At 68.8% G+C, this 21319-nt stretch carries 17 protein-coding genes and 1 pseudogene; 13 read left to right on the forward strand and 5 right to left on the reverse strand.

The window, feature by feature from the left end; all coding sequences use genetic code 11:
- Window positions 1–122 precede the first annotated feature (122 nt).
- A complete protein-coding gene (locus tag G412_RS0113495; protein ID WP_078606955.1) occupies window positions 123–1439 on the forward strand; it encodes a polysaccharide deacetylase family protein in 1317 nt (438 codons plus the stop codon).
- 47 nt (window positions 1440–1486) lie between these two features.
- Here G412_RS0113495 and G412_RS34305 read toward each other — a convergent pair whose 3' ends face one another.
- Window positions 1487–3361 (reverse strand): transglycosylase domain-containing protein, encoded by a 1875-nt coding sequence (locus tag G412_RS34305; protein ID WP_425274477.1) that lies wholly within the window; start codon window positions 3359–3361, stop codon window positions 1487–1489.
- Between the two features lie 593 nt (window positions 3362–3954).
- On the opposite strand from G412_RS34305, the gene G412_RS0113505 reads away from it, so the two are divergent.
- From G412_RS0113505 to G412_RS34325, 12 genes and pseudogenes are all read left to right on the forward strand, one after another.
- Window positions 3955–4269, forward strand: a complete 315-nt coding sequence (locus G412_RS0113505; RefSeq protein WP_028812558.1) for an SDR family NAD(P)-dependent oxidoreductase — start codon at window positions 3955–3957, stop codon at window positions 4267–4269.
- Window positions 4270–4363: 94 nt separating this feature from the next.
- Window positions 4364–4783, forward strand: coding sequence for a hypothetical protein (locus G412_RS37155; RefSeq protein WP_157839094.1), 420 nt, complete (start codon window positions 4364–4366; stop codon window positions 4781–4783).
- A 68-nt stretch (window positions 4784–4851) separates the two neighbouring features.
- The gene (locus tag G412_RS37160) at window positions 4852–5037 is read left to right on the forward strand and encodes a YybH family protein (protein WP_051338330.1); all 186 of its coding nucleotides are present in this window, start codon (window positions 4852–4854) and stop codon (window positions 5035–5037) included.
- Between the two features lie 285 nt (window positions 5038–5322).
- The gene (locus G412_RS0113515; protein WP_028812559.1) at window positions 5323–7734 is read left to right on the forward strand and encodes an ATP-binding cassette domain-containing protein; all 2412 of its coding nucleotides are present in this window, start codon (window positions 5323–5325) and stop codon (window positions 7732–7734) included.
- A 357-nt stretch (window positions 7735–8091) separates the two neighbouring features.
- Window positions 8092–9318 (forward strand): serine hydrolase domain-containing protein, encoded by a 1227-nt coding sequence (locus tag G412_RS34315; protein ID WP_051338331.1) that lies wholly within the window; start codon window positions 8092–8094, stop codon window positions 9316–9318.
- 244 nt (window positions 9319–9562) lie between these two features.
- Window positions 9563–9805, forward strand: a pseudogene (locus tag G412_RS41750) (endonuclease); the annotation flags it as partial.
- 216 nt (window positions 9806–10021) lie between these two features.
- Window positions 10022–11422, forward strand: coding sequence for an ATP-binding protein (locus G412_RS0113530; protein WP_028812561.1), 1401 nt, complete (start codon window positions 10022–10024; stop codon window positions 11420–11422).
- Complete coding sequence (locus tag G412_RS0113535) at window positions 11419–11853, forward strand: roadblock/LC7 domain-containing protein (RefSeq protein WP_028812562.1); 435 nt, start codon at window positions 11419–11421, stop codon at window positions 11851–11853. Before G412_RS0113530 ends, G412_RS0113535 begins: the two co-directional genes overlap by 4 nt.
- A complete protein-coding gene (locus G412_RS0113540; RefSeq protein WP_037648742.1) occupies window positions 11850–12209 on the forward strand; it encodes a DUF742 domain-containing protein in 360 nt (119 codons plus the stop codon). The genes G412_RS0113535 and G412_RS0113540 overlap by 4 nt, the downstream gene beginning before the upstream one ends.
- A complete protein-coding gene (locus G412_RS0113545) occupies window positions 12187–12795 on the forward strand; it encodes a GTP-binding protein (RefSeq protein ID WP_028812564.1) in 609 nt (202 codons plus the stop codon). The genes G412_RS0113540 and G412_RS0113545 overlap by 23 nt, the downstream gene beginning before the upstream one ends.
- On the forward strand, window positions 12792–14216 hold the full coding sequence (locus G412_RS34320) for a cytochrome P450 (protein WP_028812565.1): 1425 nt from the start codon (window positions 12792–12794) through the stop codon (window positions 14214–14216). The genes G412_RS0113545 and G412_RS34320 overlap by 4 nt, the downstream gene beginning before the upstream one ends.
- A complete protein-coding gene (locus tag G412_RS34325) occupies window positions 14198–15331 on the forward strand; it encodes a cytochrome P450 family protein (protein ID WP_051338357.1) in 1134 nt (377 codons plus the stop codon). The genes G412_RS34320 and G412_RS34325 overlap by 19 nt, the downstream gene beginning before the upstream one ends.
- Before the next feature lie 59 nt (window positions 15332–15390).
- Here G412_RS34325 and G412_RS0113560 read toward each other — a convergent pair whose 3' ends face one another.
- The 4 genes from G412_RS0113560 to G412_RS0113575 all read right to left on the reverse strand — a co-directional run bounded on the left by G412_RS0113560 (window position 15391) and on the right by G412_RS0113575 (window position 21308).
- Window positions 15391–15603 (reverse strand): hypothetical protein, encoded by a 213-nt coding sequence (locus tag G412_RS0113560; RefSeq protein ID WP_028812566.1) that lies wholly within the window; start codon window positions 15601–15603, stop codon window positions 15391–15393.
- A gap of 186 nt (window positions 15604–15789) precedes the next feature.
- Window positions 15790–17886 (reverse strand): RICIN domain-containing protein, encoded by a 2097-nt coding sequence (locus G412_RS0113565; protein ID WP_028812567.1) that lies wholly within the window; start codon window positions 17884–17886, stop codon window positions 15790–15792.
- A 31-nt stretch (window positions 17887–17917) separates the two neighbouring features.
- On the reverse strand, window positions 17918–19960 hold the full coding sequence (locus G412_RS0113570) for a beta-galactosidase (protein WP_028812568.1): 2043 nt from the start codon (window positions 19958–19960) through the stop codon (window positions 17918–17920).
- A 10-nt stretch (window positions 19961–19970) separates the two neighbouring features.
- A complete protein-coding gene (locus G412_RS0113575; RefSeq protein WP_028812569.1) occupies window positions 19971–21308 on the reverse strand; it encodes an ABC transporter substrate-binding protein in 1338 nt (445 codons plus the stop codon).
- Window positions 21309–21319: the final 11 nt, after the last annotated feature.

The following is a 21319-nucleotide window of genomic DNA, read 5'->3' on the forward strand; positions in this document are numbered from 1 at the left end:
ACGGTGCGTGCAAAGCCGTCATGCGGGCGCGGCACTAAGGGGACCGATCGCACGTTCTATATTTCAGATTGTCATGCTGGATGAAAGTATGCCTTTCCCTCACTCCGAGAGAAGCCGCACCGATGACCCGAAGTGCCCGCAGCCGTGGCCGACGACGCGCTCACAGCCGCAAGCGCATCCGCACTCCCCTGATGACCGTGGCCGCATTGCTGGTCGTGTCGGTCATGTACTTGCTCGGCAGGACGCTGATCGGCGGCCCGGACAGCCCGGCCGCGGCGAAGGGCGTCCCCGACGAGGACCCGGCAGCCAGCGCGAAGAGCGACAAGCCGGGCGCGCGGGCGGGCTCACGCAAGCGTGAGGAGCCCTGGGACGGCAAGGTCAAGGTGCTGGGGGACGGTTCGACGTCGTACACCGGACCACAGCGGGACCAGCTCAAGCCGCAGAAGCTCAAACCGGGGCAGAAGCCCCCGCAGTTCGTGGTCTTCTCCTGGGACGGCGCGCTTGAGGGCGACGACCACCTCTTTTCCCACTTCCGTCAGGTGGCGCAGGAGAGCGACGCCCACATGACGTTCTTCCTGACCGGCATCTACCTGCTGCCCAAGTCGAAGAGTGACCTGTATCTCCCGCCGCAGCACGACCGGGGTTCCGCCGCGATCTCCTACCCCACCGACGAGCACGTCAGGACCACGCTGACGCAGCTCGGCGGTGCCTGGAAGGACGGGCACGAGATCGGCTCGCACTTCAACGGTCACTTCTGCGGCTCCGGCGGCGGCGACGACTGGAGCGTCGAGGAGTGGAGGAGCGAGATCGACCAGACGTACGACTTCGTCAAGAAGTGGAAGACCAACACCGGCTTCAGCGACATGCCGCCGCTGCCCTTCGACCCCGACCGGGAATTCGTCGGCGGCCGCGCCCCCTGCCTGGAGGGCCAGAAGACGCTGATACCGGCGAGCAAGCAATTCGGCTGGCGCTATGACGCCAGTTCGCCCGGCGGTTTCCAGACCTGGCCGAGCAAGAAGGACGGCGTCTGGGACTTCCCGCTGCAGTTGCTGCCGTACCCCGGCAAGGACATCCAGGTGCTCTCCATGGACTTCAACTTCCTCTACAACCAGTCCAAGGGCGAGACCGACGGCGATCCCGCCCAGTACGACGCCTGGAAGCAGACGACCAAGGGCGCCTACATGAACGGCTTCAACCGCGTCTACAACGGCAGCCGGGCACCACTGTTCATCGGCAACCACTTCGAGCAGTGGAACGGCGGCATATACATGGACGCCGTGGAGGACCTGATGCGGGAGGTCTGCCCGCGCAAGGACGTCGAGTGCGTGTCCTTCAAGGAACTGGCCGACTGGATGGACGTCCAGGACCCGCAGGTGCTGGAGCAGTTGCGCTCACTGGATCCGGGGCAGGCGCCCGCGTGGAAAACGCTGGTCAAGTAGGGCCGGCCGACCCCCCGGTACGAGGGGCCGGCCGTGGCGGTACGGGCTCACGGCGCCGGCGCCGCCGCCTTCATGTAATCCCGCCAGATGTCGACGGGAAGAGGGCTGCCGGGCTCCTCGCCGGAGGAGCCGGCCACACCGTCCAGCGGCAGTAGGTCCAGTTTGCGCAGGTCCATCCGGTACAGCACGACGGCCGTGGCCTCCTGCCCGGTGTACCCGATGAACCAGGCGGCCTTGTTGTCCTGCGTCGTTCCGGTCTTGCCCGCCGGCCGCAGACCCGGTACCCGGGCCTTCTTGCCCGTACCCTCCTCGACGACACCTTTCAGGGCGTCGGTCACCTGCCGCGACACCTCGGGGGTGAAGGCGCGCCGCGGGCGGACGTCGGGCAGCGGGATCTCGTCGGCGTTGCGGGTGACCCGGACCACCGAGTACGGCTCGGTGTGCTGGCCCTCCGCGGCGAAGGTTTGGTACGCCGTGGCCATGCGGATGGCACTGGGCGTGGAGTTGCCGAGCGAGAAGGCGGGCACCTGCGGGCCGAGGCTGGAGGGCAGCAGCCCGGCGTTCTGGGCGTGGTGGCGCACCCGGTCCAGGCCGACGTCCATGCCGAGCTGGAGGAAGGGCGAGTTCACGGAGTTCGCCATCGCCTTGCGCAGGCTGATCCTGCTGCCCCACGACTTGCCGCCGTCGTTCTTGCCCTTCACGATCTTGCCGTTGCGGTCCCAGTACGGACCCTCGGGGGTCATCACGGAGGCGTTGTGCCGGCCGTCGTACAGGCTGGAGGGCGTGACGGGTTGGCGCGGCCCGTCGCGGTCACGCAGGACTCCGTCGCTGAGCGCGGCAGCGTAGACGAAGGGCGCGAAGGCGGACCCTGCCGGGACGGTGACGGCGTTGGATTCGTTGAACCCCTGCTTGAGGAAGCCGGGCCCGCCGTACAGGGCCAGGATCTTCCCGTCGGTGCCGACGGTCGCCGCGCCGGTCCTGACGAAGGTGTCGGCCTTCCGCCCCTTCGGGTCGAGCTTCTCGCGGGCCCTGCGCACGGCCTTGTCGAGGGCCTCTGTCTTCTTCTTGTCGAAGGTGGTGTAGATCTGGTAGCCACCGAGGTCGAATTCGGCGTCCGAGACCTTTGCGTTGCGGGTGATGTACGACTTGGCGAGTTCGACGAGATAGCCCTGCTGGCCACTCAGGTCGGTCCGTCCGCCGGTCATCCTGGTGGGTTCGGGGAAAGTGGTGAACTTCGCCCGCTCCGCCGGTGAGAGTTTGCCGATCACGACCATCCGGTCCAGCGTCCACTTCCAGCGTTCCACAGCCCTCGCCCGGTTTCCGCCGCCGAGCGCCGGGTCGTACAGCCCGGCGCCCTTCAGCAGGGACGCCAGGAACGCGCCCTCGCTCGCGTTCAGCTCGGAGACTTCCTTGCCGTAGTAAGCCTGTGACGCGCGCTGGATGCCGTAGGTGCCACGGCCGAACCAACTGGTGTTGAGGTACCCCTCCAGGATCTCGTCCTTATTGAATTTGCTGTCCACTTTGAGCGCGAGCATCATTTCGGTGAACTTGCGGGAGAACGTCTGCTCCTGGTTCAGATAGGCGTTCTTGACGTACTGCTGGGTGATGGTGGAGCCGCCCTGCGTCTCGCCGCCGCCGACCATGCGGGTGAGCGCGCGCACGATGCCTGCGGGGTCGATGCCGGGGTCCTCGTAGAAGCTCGCGTTCTCCGCTGCGAGCACGGCCCACCGGACATCGTCGGGGACCTTGTCGAGCGGCATCTCCTGCCGGCTGACCCAGCCCGTCCGTGACATTTTCGAACCGTCGGCCCAGTAGTAGATGTTGTCCTGCTGGGTGGCGAAGGAGTTCAGGTTCTCGGGTATGTCGGTACGCCAGTACGCGATCACCACGCCGGCGGACAGTAGACCTGTGCCGATCAGCATCGCGCACAACAGCTGTCGCCAGCTCGGAATCCAGCGGGCATAACCCTGCCTGCCCGGTCGCGGGTAGTGCGGCCGTATACGCCGCAGCAGCGGGCGCAGCCGCTGGACCGGCACCCAGGACGGCAGCCGCCGGGACGTGAGCATCCGGGTGCGCGGCGACCGGTCGAGAATCGAGGGGAGGTGCGGCCCGCGCGCGGGCCGCACCTCCCTCCGGGAACCGGAGGACGCCCCCCGGCGTCCGCGCCCGGCCGGCTTGCCCCGCCTACCCACGAGACATCACCACGACCCGTATGACGTCATACTCAACTGCCGCAGCCGACATCGTCCCCCCAAGCACGTACCAAAGAGTCGGGCCCCCACGGTCCCAGCGCACTCCCGACGGATGCACCTTATTACGTACCGGTGCGGCCCGTTCGACGCTGCCCCGGGCGCCGCTGACGGCCGCGGCGGTTAGCGGCCCATTACTCAGCGGTTATCACGCGATGAGGTACGCCCGGTTACGGTCTGTTCCGGATTGAAAAGCCTGTGCAGTCCCCGCATTGCTCAGCCTCTCCTTTCCGACCCGTATTTGCGCTATGTCTCAAGGAGCTGTGATGGGAAAGTACGCAGGCAAGAAGGCCGTTGTCATCGGCGGGACGCACGGCATGGGCCTCGCCATGGTGCAGGGGCTGCTCGACGAGGGCGCCGAGGTGCTGCTGACCGGACGTAACGAGAAGAACATCGAGACGGCCCGGCGCGAACTGGGGGCAAAGGCGCACGTCGTACGCTCCGATGTGGCCGACATGGGTGACATCGCGAAGCTCGGCGACGAGCTGACCCCGATGAAGCGCCACGGCACGCCCACGGGCGTGGAGCTGGCCGTCGACGGTGGCCTCACCCAGCACATCCAGCCCGTTCCCCCGCAGTAGCCCACGACGCGGCAGGGACCTCGCGCGGCCGGCGGTGGTGCCCCCCGGACCGCGGGTCAAGGGGATCCTGCAGGCCGGTGCGGTCCCCGAGGGCATGGCCGGACCGGTCCACCTGATGCCGGTCGACTACGTCAGCGCCGCGACCCTCCATATCTCCCGGAAGGAGGAGGCCGCCGGCCGGACGTTCCACCTCTACAACCCGGACGAGCCGACCTTCGCCGAGGCGGCAGAACCCCTGCGGTCGTTCGGCTACCCCCGGGTCGAACTGCGGTGCGACGCCTGGCTGGAGCGGGTGACGTCCGACCGCGACAACGCGATGGTTCCGCTGCTCGACGCCTTCGAGATGCTGACCGCGAACAGCGACGGCTTCTATCCGCCGAGGACGTTTCCGACACCCGCGCGGCCCTGGCGGGCACCGCGGTCGAGTGCCCGCTCTTCAACTCGGGTGACGGCTCCATCTTCGACCAGCTGTACCGCGACGACGCCATCTCCAACCTCTCGGGCAGTCCGCTGACCGGCGCCGAGCGTACGCAGGGAATCATCGACCTGCTGAAGACGGGGCCGACTCTGGACTCCAAGGTTGTGCACAATTACGTCGCCGGAGACGTCTCCCTGGTGATAGTCGAGTTCCACCTCGAGGTCACCGACGAACAGGGCGGCCGCCAGAAGATCTCCGGCACCTGCACCGACGTGATGCGCCGCACTGGTGACAACCGCTGGATCATGGCCATCGACCGTCCGCTCGCTGACGAGCTGCCCACGAAGTAACCCCTTCACGAGAGCGCCACACCTGCGGGTGTGGCGCTCTTCGGCATGATCAGGTGACCAGAAACCGATCAGGAATGAAGAAGCGCGATCACCGAGCCACAGCTAGCGTGACCCTGATTTTCCGCCGAGCGCCATCCCGGCCGACACCGCCGATCAAGTGGACGGCCAACCGTTGCCTCGACCGCGCCGACGAAGTAGACCGGACGTGCTGCTCGAAGCTGTCGGATCGAGCCGGGCGGCACGGACGGAGACCGCGAAGGCGCCCCCCCAACAGATGGAGACACGATAAGCATGGCCCCGAGGACGGACACCCAGTCGCCTGCGCCGCACGCTGCCGACAGCCACGACCTGATCCGCGTGCACGGCGCGCGCGAGAACAACCTCCGGGACGTCAGCATCGAGATCCCGAAGCGCCGGCTGACGGTGTTCACCGGTGTCTCGGGCTCGGGCAAGAGCTCGCTCGTGTTCGACACGATCGCCGCGGAGTCGCAGCGGCTGATCAACGAGACCTACAGCGCGTTCGTGCAGGGCTTCATGCCGACGCTGGCGAGGCCCGAGGTCGACGTACTCGACGGGCTGACCACCGCGATCATCGTCGACCAGCAGCGGATGGGCGCCGACCCCCGTTCCACAGTCGGCACCGCCACCGACGCCAACGCGATGCTGCGCATCCTCTTCAGCCGCCTCGGGAAGCCGCACATCGGCCCGCCCGGCGCGTACTCCTTCAACGTCGCCTCGGTGCAGGCGAGCGGCGGGCTCCGGGTCGACCGCGGGGCCGACAAGACCAAGACCGAGAAGGTGACCTTCAGTCGCACCGGCGGCATGTGCACGCGCTGCGAGGGCCGTGGCACGGTCTCCGACATCGACCTGACCCAGCTCTACGACGATTCCAAGTCGATCGCCGAGGGTGCGTTCACCATCCCCGGCTGGAAGTCGGACAACGTGTGGACCGTGGGGCTCTACGCCGAGTCGGGCTTCCTCGACCCGGACAAGCCGATCCGCGAGTACACCAAGAAGGAGATGCGGGACTTCCTCTACAGGGAGCCGACGAAGGTAAAGGTCAACGGCGTAAACCTCACCTACGAAGGACTGATCCCCAAGATCCAGAAGTCGTTCCTGTCCAAGGACAAGGAGGCGATGCAGCCGCACATCCGGGCGTTCGTGGAGCGGGCGGTCACCTTCACCACCTGCCCCGAGTGCGACGGCACCCGGCTCAGCGAGGCCGCCCGGTCTTCGAAAATCAACAAGGTCAGCATCGCCGATGCCTGCGCGATGGAGATCAGGGACCTGGCCGAGTGGGTCCGTGACCTCGACGACCCGTCGGTGGCGCCGCTGCTCACCGCGCTGCAGCAGACCCTCGACTCGTTCGTGGAGATCGGTCTCGGCTACCTCTCGCTCAACCGGTCCTCGGGCACGCTGTCGGGCGGCGAGGCGCAGCGCGTCAAGATGATCCGCCACCTCGGCTCCTCGCTCACCGACGTCACGTACGTCTTCGACGAACCCACCGTCGGCCTCCACCCGCACGACATCCAGCGGATGAACAACCTGCTGCTGCGGCTGCGCGACAAGGGCAACACGGTGCTCGTCGTGGAGCACAAGCCGGAGACGATCGCGATCGCCGACCACGTCGTGGACCTCGGCCCCGGCGCCGGCACGGCAGGAGGCACCGTCTGCTTCGAGGGCACCGTCGAGGGGCTGCGGGCCTGCGACACCATCACCGGCCGCCATCTCGACGACCGGGCCACCCTCAAGGACACGGTCCGCAAGCCCACCGGCACGCTGGAGATCCGTGGCGCGACGGCGAACAACCTCCGGGACGTCGACGTGGACATCCCGCTCGGAGTGCTCACCGTCGTCACCGGCGTCGCCGGCTCCGGAAAGAGTTCGCTCGTGCACGGGTCGCTGCCACACCAGCCGGGGGCCGCCGACGAGGGTGTGGTGTCAGTCGACCAGACCCCGATCCGCGGTTCGCGACGGAGCAACCCGGCGACGTACACCGGACTGCTCGACCCGATCCGCAAGGCGTTCGCGAAGGCCAACGGTGTGAAGCCGGCGCTGTTCAGCGCCAACTCCGAGGGCGCCTGCCTCAACTGCAACGGCGCCGGTGTCATCTACACCGACCTGGCGATGATGGCCGGCGTCGCCACCACCTGCGAGGAGTGCGAGGGCAAGCGGTTCGAGGCATCGGTGCTCGACCACCACCTCGGCGGCCGCGACATCAGCGAGGTGCTCGCGATGCCGGTGAGCGAGGCCGCGGAGTTCTTCGGCGCCGGCGAGGCGCGCACGCCGGCCGCGCACCGCATCCTCGGCCGGCTCGCCGACGTCGGGCTCGGCTACCTCACCCTCGGCCAGCCGCTCACGACGCTGTCCGGCGGCGAGCGGCAGCGGCTCAAGCTGGCCACCCACATGGCCGAGAAGGGCGGCGTCTACGTCCTCGACGAGCCGACCACCGGCCTCCACCTCGCCGACGTCGAGCAGCTCCTCGGCCTGCTCGACGGGCTCGTCGACTCCGGCAAGTCGGTCATCGTGATCGAGCACCACCAAGCGGTCATGGCGCACGCCGACTGGATCATCGACCTCGGCCCCGGCGCCGGCCACGACGGCGGCCGGATCGTCTTCGAGGGCACACCCGCCGACCTCGTCGCCGCCCGCTCCACCCTCACCGGCGAGCACCTGGCGGCGTACGTCGGCACCTGACCGAGGCCCACTGGCCGACCGGCGCATGCCCGAGTGAGTCGAGGCCGAACCTGCCCGAGACGGTGGCCGACGCCAAGAAGCAAGTCGTACGAGTCGTACCTGCCACACGGCTACGTCGCCGCGCCTCGCGCCGACCGAGACCTACGCCGACGACATGTGAAGGGCCCGCGCCGGCATCGGTAGGCGTGCCCTTCGACTGCTGCGCCAACTGCCGCCCTTCCTCATGGCGCGGCAGTGCTCCTTGCAAGGCCTGCCCCGCTCCCTTCCCTCAACAACCAACCCTGGAGCCTCCGTTCGCGTCACTCACACCACAGGGGCTTGACCGGCCCCTCCGTGAGTCACCCGGAGGCTCCACCTATGAAGCAGACGGCACGTACCGCCTCACTCGCTCTGGCACTGGCCGTACCCCTGGGAGCAGCCACGCTCACCCCGTCCGCGCACGCGGCGTCATCAGAGCGCGGACACGAGGTGACCCGGACCGCGCTGCGTGACCTGGTCGAGAAGGGCGGACTGCCCGGTGTGGCGGCCAAGGTCCAGGACAGGAAGGGGACGTGGTTCGGCGCGGCGGGTTACGCGGACACGGCCACGGGCCGCAAGCGTTCGGCAGGCGACCACTTCCGCGGGGCCAGCATCACCAAGATGTTCATCGCGACCGTACTGCTCCAACTGGAGGCGGAAGGGAGACTGAGCCTGGACGACACAGTCGGGACATGGCTGCCCGGCTTGGTGCAGGGCAACGGGTACGACGGCAGCAGGATAACTCTGCGCCAACTCCTCAATCACACCAGCGGCATCGCCAACTACACCGACGATCCCGCATTCCTGCACAACGCCGCCGGTCTCGGCTTTCCCGAGCACCGGTACGACACCCATACGCCCGAGGAACTCGTGGCGATCGCGCTCAAGTACCCGCCGAAGCCCGATCCGGAGAAAGCGCCGTCGTACTCGAACACCAACTTTGTGATCGCCGGGATGGTCATCGAGAGGGCGACGGGCCATTCGTACGAGCGCGAGGCCATTCGCCGCATCATCCAGCCGTTGAAACTGCGCGGGACGTCGTTCCCCGGCACGGCGCCACAGATGCCGAACCCGCACGCCATCGGTTACTCCCGCCTCCACCAGGATGCTCCCGACGCCAAGATCCATGACGCCACCGAGCAGAACATGACCTGGCTGGGCGCGGCCGGCGACATCATCTCCACCAGCGGCGACCTCAACCGCTTCCACCGGGTCCTGATGCGGGGCGAGTTGTTGGCCCCCGCGCAGACGAAGGAGATGCTCGACGAGGTGCCGGCGGACGACGGGATCGGGTACGGGCTCGGGGTCGAGTTCGCGAAGCTGTCCTGCGGCGTGAAGGTAGTGGGCAAGAGTGGCCGTACGAACGGCTCCCTGTCCGCGATGGTCGGCACGGAGGACGGGAAGCACCAGCTGACGTTCAGCATCAACGGTGACTGGCTGCGGGACGGGTCGCTCTACGTCAACGTGATGGAGGCGGAGTTCTGCGGCAAGATCCCGCCCCCGACCGGCAAGACGCCGTCTGCGACGGGGCCGCTTGCCGACTCCCTCGCCGCGTTTCCCCACTAGTCGGCTGTCAAGCTCAAGTGTGCTGCCGTCAGGCGCCAGGCGGTCGGTACTGGATCTCTTCAGCCTTGCGCAGGGCGTCCATCGTTTCGCCAACGGTCAGCAGGACTGGCGAAGGCCGTGCCGGTACGGAACGCTGCTTGCGGTATGCCGAGTACGGTCCGCTGCCAGCCGGCGAGCCGCTCGAAGTCCAGGCGGCCGCCGGCGCACGCGTCGGCGTACGCCTGGAGGCGACTTGGCAGGCTGTGTTTCGTACGCCCAGGTGTGGACGGCGCTGAAGAACACCGACCAGGACCCGGCCAACGCGGCCAACGTCATCGAGCTGTACACGGGCAAGTCCATCGCCAAGACCCGCAACGGCGGCAACGCCGGCGACCAGGACCCGCCGGACACGTTCGAACAGCGCCGCAACGAAGTCATTTACAGCACCTACCAGCACAACCGGAACCCGTTCATTGACCACCCCGAATGGGTCGAGTCCATCTGGTAAGCACCGCCGTCACAGCCCGAGCGTTCGGACGCCATGGAGCGGGCAGGCGGGACAGGGTGAGTATGGCCCGATACGTAACGCGACTTGAAGCCGCCTGCCATTCCTAGGATGATCAGCGGCTCCAGTGCCCGTGGTGGGCGCGGGAGTTCAGGCCCTTCCCCCCTCGTATCGCGCTGACCCAGTCCTACGCTCCACCTCCCCCCTCATGAGGAATTGATGACCCAACACATACTGGAGGCGGTGATCTGGTGCCTTGCCGCGGGTCTGCTCGCAGGCTTGGTCCTGTTGGTACGCCAACGCCGGCTCACCGCCGCCCTGCGCCGACGCCTGACGGCGCTGGAAGACACCCTGCGCGCCCGTGACGCGGAGGCCGCCCACCTGGTCGAGGCTCGTCTCTCCTTCTTGGCTCAGGCGCATCAGCAGCCCGTGCCCGTGCCCGGCCTGCTCGACCCGCGGCTGGCCGCGACGGCGTACGGACGGAGCCTGCAGCAGGTCCAGGACCTGTTCACCCAAGCTGTCGACACGGCACGGGCCCGAGCCGACCAGTCGGCGAGAGCGACGCTCAAGGCGGCCATGCGCGCACTCCAGGCCCTGGCCAACGAACAGCAGCTGTCCATCTCCGACATGCAGGACCGGCACGACAGTCCCGAGGTGCTCCAGGACCTGCTGGAGATCGACCACGCCAATGCGCAGTTCGGCCGCAGGGCGCAGGCCATCGCCGTTCTGTGCGGGTCGTGGCCGGGGCGGCAGCGGGTCGCCTCACCGCTGATCGACGTCGTACGCGGCGCCACCTCGCGCATCCGGGACTACCGGCGTGTCGAGGTCCACTCGCGGGTCGACATGGACGTGGTGAGCCGCGCGGTGGAGCCGGTGGTCCTCGCGGTCGCCGAACTCCTGGACAACGCGGCGCGCCACTCGCAGCCCAACACCACGGTCGAGGTCAGCATCCAGCCCGCGCACCACGGCGTCTGCGTCGTCATCGACGACGCCGGAGTCGGTATGGACTCGCGCGAGGCCGAGGAGGCGGGCCGGCGCCTGTCGGGCCGTGAGGACATCGACATCAACCGGCTCGGCGACCCGCCGCAGTTCGGCTTCGCCGTCATCGGTGTGCTCGCCGCCCGGTACGGCTTCACCGTCTCGGTCGACACCCGGTCGCCGTACGGGGGAGTGCGCGCTGTGCTGTTCCTCCCCCATGAACTCCTCAACCGCGTACGCGCCCCCAAGACGGCGATTCCCCCGGAGACCGAGCCGTCCCCCGAGCCGCTCCCCGCTCCCGCCCCCGCGCCGGCCCCCGCGCCGGTGTCTGTTCCGGCCGCCGCTCCCCGGGCGGACCACACATCCGGCGCTCCGGAAGCCCGGCCGGGTCCCGAGAAGGAGCCCGCTCCCGTGACCGCTCAGGCGTCCACCACAGGTGGCCTGCCCAAGCGCCGCCGCCGCGCCGCCGCCCAGGACCACGCGGCGGGCGACCAGGCAGCAGCCGCCGCGCCACCGCCCGGCGCCGGCCACACCCCGGCCCGCCCGGCCGCCGAGACCGCCACCCGCATGGGCGCGTTCGCCCGCGGCACCCGGTACGGGCGCGCCGCCTCGCAAGACGACGAAGGGAATCCGCAGGGATGAACGACCACATGGCCAACGAGCTGGGCTGGATGCTCGACGAGGTCCTCAAGGTCCCGGAAGCCCGCCATGCGATCCTGCTGTCCGCCGACGGCATGCTCCGGGCGCACTCCAAGGGCATCGCGCGCGACGAGGCGGAACGGCAGGCCGCGGCGCTGTCCGGCCTCCAGTCGATCAGCCGCAGCACGGCGGAGTTCTGCGCCAAGGAATCCTCGCCGTGGCAGCAGACACTCGTCGAGTTCGCCGACGGGTACGTCTTCCTGGTCGCGGCGGGGGCGGGCGCGTACCTGGCGGTCTCCGCCACCCAGAACGTCGACATGGAGGCGGTCACCTATGGAATGCACAAGCTCGTCGACCGGCTGGGCAAGGAACTGACCAGTCCGCCCCGCCAGGACTCCGTACCGGCCCGGCCAGGCACCAGCCGTACCGCATGAGCCCACCCCACCGGCGTGAACGCGGACTCGTGCGCCCCTACGTGGTGACGGACGGCCGTGCGCACCCGACGCGCAACACGCTCGACCTGGTGACGCTCGTGACGGCCGCGTCCGGCCGCCCGCTCAGCGGCCTGAGCCCGGAGAAGCGCCGCGTCATGGAGCTGTGCCGGGGAGGAGCCCTGTCGGTCGCCGAAGTGGCGGGACACCTGGCGCTGGCGATCAGCGTCACCAAGGTCCTGCTCAGCGATCTGATCGACAGCGGCCACATCTCCACTCGGCCCCCCATCCCCAGGGCCCAACTCCCCGACGACCAGCTTTTGCAGGAGGTGCTCGATGGTCTCCGCTCCAGGCTCTGACCAGGTCGGCCAGGTTTATGTCTCCGACACGGTCAGGGCCGCCGTCAAGATCCTGATCGTGGGTCACTTCGCGGTCGGCAAGACCACCTTCGTCGGCACGCTGTCCGAGATCCGGCCGCTGCGTACCGAGGAAACCATGACGCAGGCCAGTGAGCTGATCGACGACCTGGCCGGGAGTCCGGACAAGACCACGACCACCGTCGCCATGGACTTCGGCCGCCTCACACTCAGCGAGCGACTGGTGCTGTACCTGTTCGGCGCCCCTGGGCAGAAACGCTTCACCACGCTCTGGAAAGACATGTTGAACGGGGCCCTGGGCGCACTGGTGCTCGCGGACACCCGGCGACTCGACGAGTCCTTCGACATCATGGGCCTGCTGGAGGAGCACGGCATGCCGTACGCGGTCGCCGTCAACCAGTTCGACGACGCACCGCTCTTCCCTGTGGCGGAGATACGCGAAGCTCTCGATCTCCTCCCCGAAACCCCCCTCATCACCTGCGACGCACGGGACGCCGCATCCTCCACCGAGGCGCTGATCTCCCTTGTCGAGTACCTCCAGACCCGCACCTCTCAGGAGCACCGATGACCACTCCCCAGCCCGCGCCGGGCGCCGCACCGCCCGGCTGCCCGGCGCACGCCGGCACGGCCGGTGCTCGTACGGCTGAGTCGCTGTACGGACCGGAATTCGCCGCGGACCCGGCCGCGACGTACGCACGGCTGCGCACACACGGCTCCATCGCACCGGTGGAGATCGCCCCCGGCGTCCGCGCCTCGCTCGTCACCGGCTACGAGACCGCCCTGGAGGTGCTCCGCAGCCCGGACCGGTTCTCCAAGGACCCGCGCCGGTGGCGGGCCCTCGCCGACGGGACGGTGCCCGCGGACAGCCCTGTCGTACCGATGATGATGTACCGGCCGAACGCGTTGTTCACCGACGGCGAGGAGCACGCGCGGCTGCGCGGCGCGATCACCGACAGCCTGAGTCGCGTCGACCCGAACGCCCTGCGCGGCTACGTAGAGCAGAGCGCCGACACCCTCATCGACCGGTTCGGCCCCAAGGGGCAGGCCGACCTTCTCGGCGAGTACGGGGCGATCCTGCCGCTGCTCGTCTTCAACCAGCTCTTCGGCTGCCCGCCGGAGACCGGGGACAAGCTCGTCGAGGGCATGTCCGGGATCTTCGACGCCAACGCCGACTCCGAGAAGGCGAACGCGGTTCTCACCGAGGGCGTCGCCGAACTCGTCGCTCTCAAGCGGGAGCGGCCCGGAGCGGATGTGACGTCCTGGCTGATGGCCCATCCCGCGCAGCTCACCGACGAGGAGATGATGCATCAGCTCGTGGTCCTCATGGGCGCGGGCACCGAACCCCAGCAGAACCTCATCTGCAACGGTCTGCGGCTGCTGCTGTCCGACGACCGGTTCGGCGGCGACCTGGCCGGCGGCAGCCTGCCCGTCGAGGACGCGCTCGACGAGGTGCTGTGGACGGACCCGCCGATGGCGAACTACGCCATCCACTACCCGCTCCACGACCTGGAGCTCGACGGAACCGCGCTGCGGGAGGGCGAGCCCATCCTGATCAGCCTGGCAGCGGCGAACACCGACCCCTCCCTGGCCGGTGACCGGCGCGGTGGTAACCGGGCACACCTGGCGTGGAGCGCCGGCGCGCACACCTGCCCGGCGAAGAGCCCCGCCCGGCTGATCGCCGCGGTCGCCGTGGAAAAACTCCTCGACCGGCTTCCGGATGCCGAACTCGCCGTCGGGGTAGGCCGCTTGGAGTGGCGGCAGGGGCCCTTCCACCGGGCGCTGGCCGCCCTGCCTGTGCGCTTCCCACCGATCAGCGTGCCGGTCGTCACCACGGACGAGACCTCTGGAGCCCGTACATGGAACACGAACCCCGTCCCCTCGTCATCGACACCTCCGGCGCGGACATCCACGCCGAGGGAGCCCGCATCAGGGAACGGGGACCGGCGGCGCTGGTGGAACTCCCTGGCCAGGTGGTGGCGTGGGCAGTAAGTGACCACGCGCTGCTCAAGGAGCTGCTCACCGACCCTCGCGTGTCGAAGGACCCCCGCCGGCACTGGTCCGCGTGGATCAACGGGGAGATAACCCCGCAGTGGCCGCTGTTCACCTGGGTCGCCGTGACGAACATGTTCACCGCCTACGGAGGCGACCACCGGCGGCTGCGGAAGCTGGTCTCCACGGCCTTCTCCGCGCGCGCCACCGAGGCACTGCGCCCGCGTATCGAGCGTATGGTCGCGGACCTGCTCGACGGTCTCGCAGCCGCCCCTCGGGGGGAGGTGGTGGATCTGCGCGAGGAGTACTGCTATCCGATCCCCATCCAGGTGATCTGCGAGCTGTTCGGTGTCAGCGACGAGGGCACGCGCAAGGATCTGCGCCGTCTCGTGGACAGCATCTTCAACACCGCCACCACCGCGGAGGAGGCCGCGGCCACCTTCCAGGAGGTCCACACCGTCCTGTCCGGCCTCGTCGCCCTCAAGCGGCAGACGCCGGGCGACGACATGACCAGCGTCCTGATCGCCGCCCGTGAGGAGGACGGCTCCCGGCTGTCGGAGGCCGAACTGGTCGACACCCTGCTCCTGGTGATCAGCGCCGGGCACGAGACCACCGTCAACCTGCTGGACAACGCGGTGCACGCCCTGCTCACCCACCCCGACCAGCTTGAACTGGTCCGCACGGGCAGGGCCACCTGGAACGACGTGATCGAGGAGACGCTGCGCGCCGACTCGCCGGTGGCGAACCTGCCCCTGCGCTACGCGGTGGAGGACATCGAGGCCGGGGGAGTGACCATCAAGAAGGGTGAGGCGATCCTCGCCGCGTACGCCGCCGCCGGGCGCAACCCCGCGTTCCACGGCGAGGACGCGGCCCGGTTCGACGTAACCCGGCTGAACAAGGAACACCTCGCGTTCGGGCACGGTGTCCACTTCTGTCTCGGAGCACCGCTGGCCCGGCTGGAAGCCCAGATCGCCCTGCCCGCACTCTTCGAGCGCTTCCCCGAACTGGCGCCGGCCGCCCCGGCGGACAGTCTGCTGCCCATGGAGTCGTTCATCTCCAACGGCCACCGCAGCCTGCCCGTCCACCTCACCGGCGGAACGCCGCAGGTCGGCTGACGTCGCCTCCACAGGCACTGAGGACGGCTACAGCGGCAGCCCCACCGCCGGTAGCCGCCTCAGCGCCCGTGGCCCCGGACCGCCGAGCCGAAGGCGGTCATACAGGTGGGGCAGTAGCGTTCCGCGGCTGCCTCGATCTGGGCGAGCAGTGCTGCGGGGGAGGGGTGCCTCAGATAGCGCCCGCACAGCGCGCTGGCGGCCACATCCTTGCGGATGACATGCCAGACAAGTTCGCCTCTGCCGACTGTCGACTCGGCGCGCATCTCGTACATCGGCGTGCCTTTCTGCGCTCACGACGAGCGGGGACCGGCCCGTTCGCTGAGTCCATGAGAAGCCGTCGCGTCTGAAGGGGCGAATCGGCGTAGGCCATCCGGGGGAAAACGAGAAACCGGAGGTTTCCCACCACGGAGTACGCGCGCGCAGGTGCGTGATCGATGGTCGCAGTCTCGCCTGGGCGGCTACTTCGGCTGGGTACCGGTGTGACCGGTGTGGGCCGTTACGTCGGACACCTTCCAGCGCTGGTTGGGACCGGAGTTCGGCGTCCACAGCGTCACGGCCGCCCCGTCGTGCGTGGCCTGGCCGCCCACTTCGAGCAGTCGTCCGGTGGCGGCGTTGACGAGGGTCCAGGTGCCGTCGCCGGTCGTCGACATGATCCACTGGGTGGCCTTGTCGCGGGGGCCGCTGTCGGCCTCCAGCACCGGGGCGCCGTCGCGCACGGCCAGGCGCTTTCCTTCCGCCGGGTTGGTGAACACGTACCGCTTCCGGTTGCCGGTGTCACCGCTGATCTGCCGCAGCTGCCACTGCTGGGCGGGGTCGGCCGTGTCCGTGCTCGCGGTCCTGATGACGAGGCGGGTGCCGTTGCCGGCGGTCGTGAGTGCCTTGCCGCTCTGGACGCCGGTCAGGCGGTACGTGTGGTCCTTCCGCAGCAGGGCCGCGTCCTTCGCGACACCGGAGACACCCTTCACGACGAAGGAGGTCACCGACTCGGCGGGTACGGTGAAGGTGGCCTTCCCGTCGCTGACCGCGACGGCCTCGTGCCGTTCGAGTTTGCCTGCGGCGCTGGTCACGACGGGGGTGACGGTGGCGTGGCGGGCGACGTGGCCGAACTTGGACAGGTCGACAGTGACCGTACGGGCGCCGGTGGTGCTGTTGACGTGGACGACCGTCGCCGCGTCGCCCTTCCTGGAAACGGCGGCGGCGCTGGAGGTGTCGTCGACGCTCACCAGCCGGTCACCGGGCTTGATGAAGTGGGTGAAGTTGCGTGCCGTGTCGAACTTCGTGTTGGTACGGATGGGACAGGTGGCGAGCGTGTCCTTCGGCGTACAGCTGAACGGAAGCTGGATGCTCCCCCAGTTGCCGCCTTTGGCCGACTCCCCGCCGGGCTTCATGTTGTCGTAGTCTTCGACGGGCTGCCAGAACACCCAGGCCTTCGGCTCAAGTTCCCGCAGGTCGTCGACCATGCGGTGGGCCAGACCGAGGCCCGGCCTCATGTCCTTGAAGCTCTGCCCGTCGCCCCAGTCGCCCTCGACCTCGCTCATCCACAGCGGCTTGTCGTCCGCCTTGGCCAGGTCACGCACGGAGGTGCGGCCCGCCGTGCCATAGGTGTGAACGTTCATCTGGTCGACGAGGTCGCGCACTTCCCGCGGGTACGTGTTCCAGTTCTGCGCGAAGATATTGGGGTTGGTCTCGTCCATCGCGGAGATCTTCGCGCCGGTCCCCGACTGCCGCAGTGCCGGGGCGAGTGCGCGAAGAACCTTCTGCTGGAGCTCGGGGCCGATGTGGGCTCCTTCCTGGCGGCCGCCGACCGGCTGGCCGTCGGGTCCCAGGCGGGTGCTCCAGTAGTCGGTGTTGGGTTCGTTGAACGGGTCGATGGTGTCGACCTTGATACCGTGTGCCTTCTCCAGCCGCTCGGTCGCCCCCGCCAGGTAGGCGGCGAAATCGTCGACGGATTCGGGCTTGAGCTGGTCGGTGGTGGCGTTGAAGCCTCCGGAGACGTAACCGCTGGTCGTCATGAACCAGGGCGGTGAGTTGCTGAACGTCTCCCAGTGGTCGATGTCGTTCTTGATCCGGTCCACCCACCAGCGCTGAGTGGCGTCGGCCCGCGGATTCCAGTCGGCCCCGTCCCCGGCGCTCCACCAGTCGGTGTCCTCGCGCGTGGTGCCCTCCGGTGCCTTCCACCAGCCCTCGACCGCTCCTCCGGCACGGAGGTAGTTTTTGACGTCCGGGGCGTTGCCCCCGCCGATGTTGTAGCGGGCGATGTTCAGGGCGAGCCCGTCGTCGCCGAAGAGGAGGCCGGCGAGCTTCTGACGTATCTCCTCGGGATAGTCACCGGTGGCGTTGGCGAACCAGACCAGGCTCGTGCCCCAGCCCTGGAATCTCTCGTGCTGGTAGGAGGGGTCGGGCCGGACGGTGACGGAGGGGGCCGCCGCGGAGGCCGCCGCCGCGGTCCGGGCCTGTGCGTCCGGCGGCGGGACGGTGACCAGGGCGGTCCCGGTGGCCAGGGCGGTGATGCCGATGACCCCTAGGAGTCGTCGCGTGCGGGTGCGGCGTGCCATCGTGTGCTCCCAACTCGTGGTTCGGGGGGTGTCAGGGGGTGGGCTGTCGCAGTACGGCGACCTCCCTGGACGCCAGGACCAGTACGCCGTCGGTGTCCGCCCGGCCCACCAGGAGCTCCCCGGTGAGTCCGGGCAGCGGCACCGGCTCGTCGGTCCGGTTGACCAGGAACAGGAAGCGGCTGCCGGCGCCGCGGCGTACGGCCTGCTCGACGAGTCCCCGTGCCGGAGCGGGCAGTTCGCTCTCGACCCCGGCGGTGTCCAGCAGTCGCGGCAGCAGGCCGGCGAGGCCGTCCGTACCCAGCCGGGTGGAGATGTACGAGGCCGAGCCGCGGCCCACGGCGCGGCGGGTGACGGCGGGGCGGCCGGCGTACGTACCCGTGCGGTAGTGGGCGAGTACCTCCACCTCCGGGTCCGTGACGGTGATCCGGTCGGTCCACAGGGTGCCCGTGCTCGCGTCGTCCAGTTCGGCGGTGTCCTCGGCGAGCAGCGGGCCGAACTCCTCGATGCGGATGCCGAGCAGGTCGCGCAGAGCGCCCGGATAACCGCCGAGCCAGATGTGGTCGTTCTCGTCGACGACACCGGAGAAGTACGTGGTGACCAGGTGGCCGCCGTTCTCGGCGTACCGCGTGAGTTCCTTTGCCAGGGCCGCGGGGATCACGTGCAGCACGGGTGTGATCAGCAGCTGGTATCGGTCGAGGTCGGCCGTGGTGGTGATGACATCGGCCCGGATGCCGAGGGCGAGGAGAGCCGAGTACCAGTCGAGGGCCTCCTGGTGGTAGTCGAGGCGGCTGGTGGGGTGCGAGTCCTGCTCGCTCGTCCACCACGACTCCCAGTCGAAGACGATGCCCACCCGCGCCGGCTCCCGCTCGGTCCCCGCGACCGGCGCCAGCGCCTGAAGCGTGCGCCCGAGACCGGTCACCGCGCGGAAGACCTCAGTGTCGGATCCGGCGTGCGGCACCATCGCCGAGTGGTATTTCTCCGCGCCGGCGGCCGACTGACGCCACTGGAAGAAGCACACGGCGTCGGCGCCGTGCGCCACGTGCAGCAGGGAGTCGCGGACGAGTTCCCCCTCGCCCTTGGGCAGGTTGACGGGCTGCCAGTTGACGGCGCTGGTCGAGTGTTCCATGAGGAACCACGGGCGTCCGCCGGCGATCGAACTCGTGAGGTTGGCGGAGAAGGAGAGCTCGTCGCGGCCCTGAGGGCCGGGATGGACGTAGTGGTCGTTGGACACGAAGTCGATCTCGCCCGCCCAGTCGGCGTAGTTCATGCCCTTGATGCCGCCCATCACCATGAAGTTCGTGGTGACGGGTACGTCCGGTGTGATCTCACGCAGGACGTCGCGTTCCGCGCGCAGATACTCCTTCAGCGCGTCCGAGGAGAAACGCTTGAAGTCCAGTTGCTGCGTGGGGTTCGGGTGGGAAGTGACCAGCCGGGGCGGCAGGACCTGGTCCCAGCCGCTGTAGCGCTGCGACCAGAACGCCGTTCCCCAGGCCTGGTTGAGGGCGTCCACGGTGGTGTAGCGGGCGCGCAGCCAGTCCCGGAAGGCGGTGGCGGCGTCGTCGGAGTAGTCGTAGATGTTGTGGCAGCCCAGCTCGTTGGATACGTGCCAGGCCACCAGGGCCGGATGGCCGGCGTACCGCTCCGCCATCCGCCGCACCAGGCGCAGCGCGTGCGTGCGGAAGACCGGTGAGGTGGGGCGCCAGTGCTGCCGCGCCCCCGGCCACACCGTCTCGCCGGAGGCGGTCACCGGGAGGATCTCTGGGTGAGCCGTGGTGAGCCAGGGCGGCGGGGACGCGGTGGCGGTGGCCAGGTCGACCCCGATACCGCCCGCGTGCAGGAGATCCATGACCTCGTCGAGCCATGCGAAGTCCCACACGTCCTCGGACGGCTGGATGCGGGCCCAGGAGAAGATCCCCACGGAGACGATGTTGACACCGGCCTCGCGCATCAGCCGGACGTCTTCCCCCCACACCTCGCGCGGCCACTGCTCGGGGTTGTAGTCCGCGCCGTACGCGAGGCGTGGGGTGGAGTCCCCGTCCGGCCCGTGGAGCTTGGAGACAAGGGTGGAGATCATGTCGGTCCCTTTACTTCTCAACGGTGAAGCCCTGCTCGGTGCCGTACTTGACGGAGGCGTCCTGCCAGGACTTCAGGCCCTGGGCGAGGGTGGTCTTGGAGATGTAGGCCTTGCCGGCGGTGTTGTTGAAGATCGAGTTCGCGTACACCTGGTAGGGCAGGTACGACCAGTCGTCCGCGACGTTCGCGGCCGACTCGGCGAAGATCTTGTTGGCCTTCTGCCCGCCGAAGTAGGGGAACTCGGCGTTCTGGAACGCGTCCGACTGGAGGTCCGCGGTGGTCGCCGGGAAGGCGCCGCCCTTGATACGGGCCTGCACACCCTCGCCGGCGTTCGCGAACTCGGTGAAGGCGTACGCGAGTTCCTTGTTCTTGCCCAGCGCGGGCAGCGCCAGGGCGCTGCCGCCGTTCTCCGCGCTCGCCTTGTCGCCCGCGGTCCACTGCGGCAGCGGCGCCGCGCGCCAGTCACCGGAGGCGTTCTTCACGCCGGTGGTGAAGTTGGCGGGCATCCAGGCGCCGGTGGTCAGGGTCGCGAGGGAACCGTCGCCCAGACCCTTGTACCAGGCGTCGGTCCAGCCGGTGACGGGCGCGAGCAGCTTCTCGTCGAGGAGCTTCTGCCAGGTCTCGGTGTACTTCCTGGCACCGGCATCGGAGAAGTCGATCTTCACCTTGGTGCCGTCGACCGTGTAGGGACGTGAACCGGCCTGCCACAGCATGCTGGTGGCCATGCCCGCGTCGCCCGTGTCGTTGGCGATGTAGACCTTGGGGTCGGCCTTCTGCAGGGCGCGGGCGGCCTCGACGTACTCGTCCCAGGTGGCCGGCACCTTGACCTTGTGCTTGTCGAAGACCTTCTTGTTGTAGAACATGGCCATGGGTCCGGCGTCCATCGGCAGGGCGTAGACGGCCTTGCCGGACGTGACAGAGTTCCAGGGGCCGGGCGAGTACGTGCCGGCCAGCTTGTCGGCGCCGTAGGGGGCCAGGTCGTCGAGGCCCTTCGTCAGTGCGTACTGGCCCAGCGCGTAGTACTCGATCTGCGCGACGTCGGGGACGCCCTTCTTCGCCGAGATGGCGTTCGACAGGGCGGTGTACGCGTCGCTGTTGGTGCCCACGTTGGCGACCTTGACGTCGACGGCCGGGTACTTCTTCTCGAAGTCGGCGACGACCTGCTTCAGCGTGGGCTCCCAGGCCCAGACCGTGAGCGTGCCGCCCTTCTTCAGGGCCGCCTGTATGTTCTCGGCGGAGACCTGCTTCTGGCTCGAGCCGCCCTCGTCGGAGCCGCAGGCGGTCGCCCCCAGGCCGAGGGCGCAGACGATGCCGATGCCGCGCAGCAGGCGGCGGGTGTTCATGGGCATGGTGGCGCTTC

This window comes from Streptomyces flavidovirens DSM 40150 (genome assembly GCF_000429085.1).
GTDB lineage: Bacteria > Actinomycetota > Actinomycetes > Streptomycetales > Streptomycetaceae > Streptomyces > Streptomyces flavidovirens.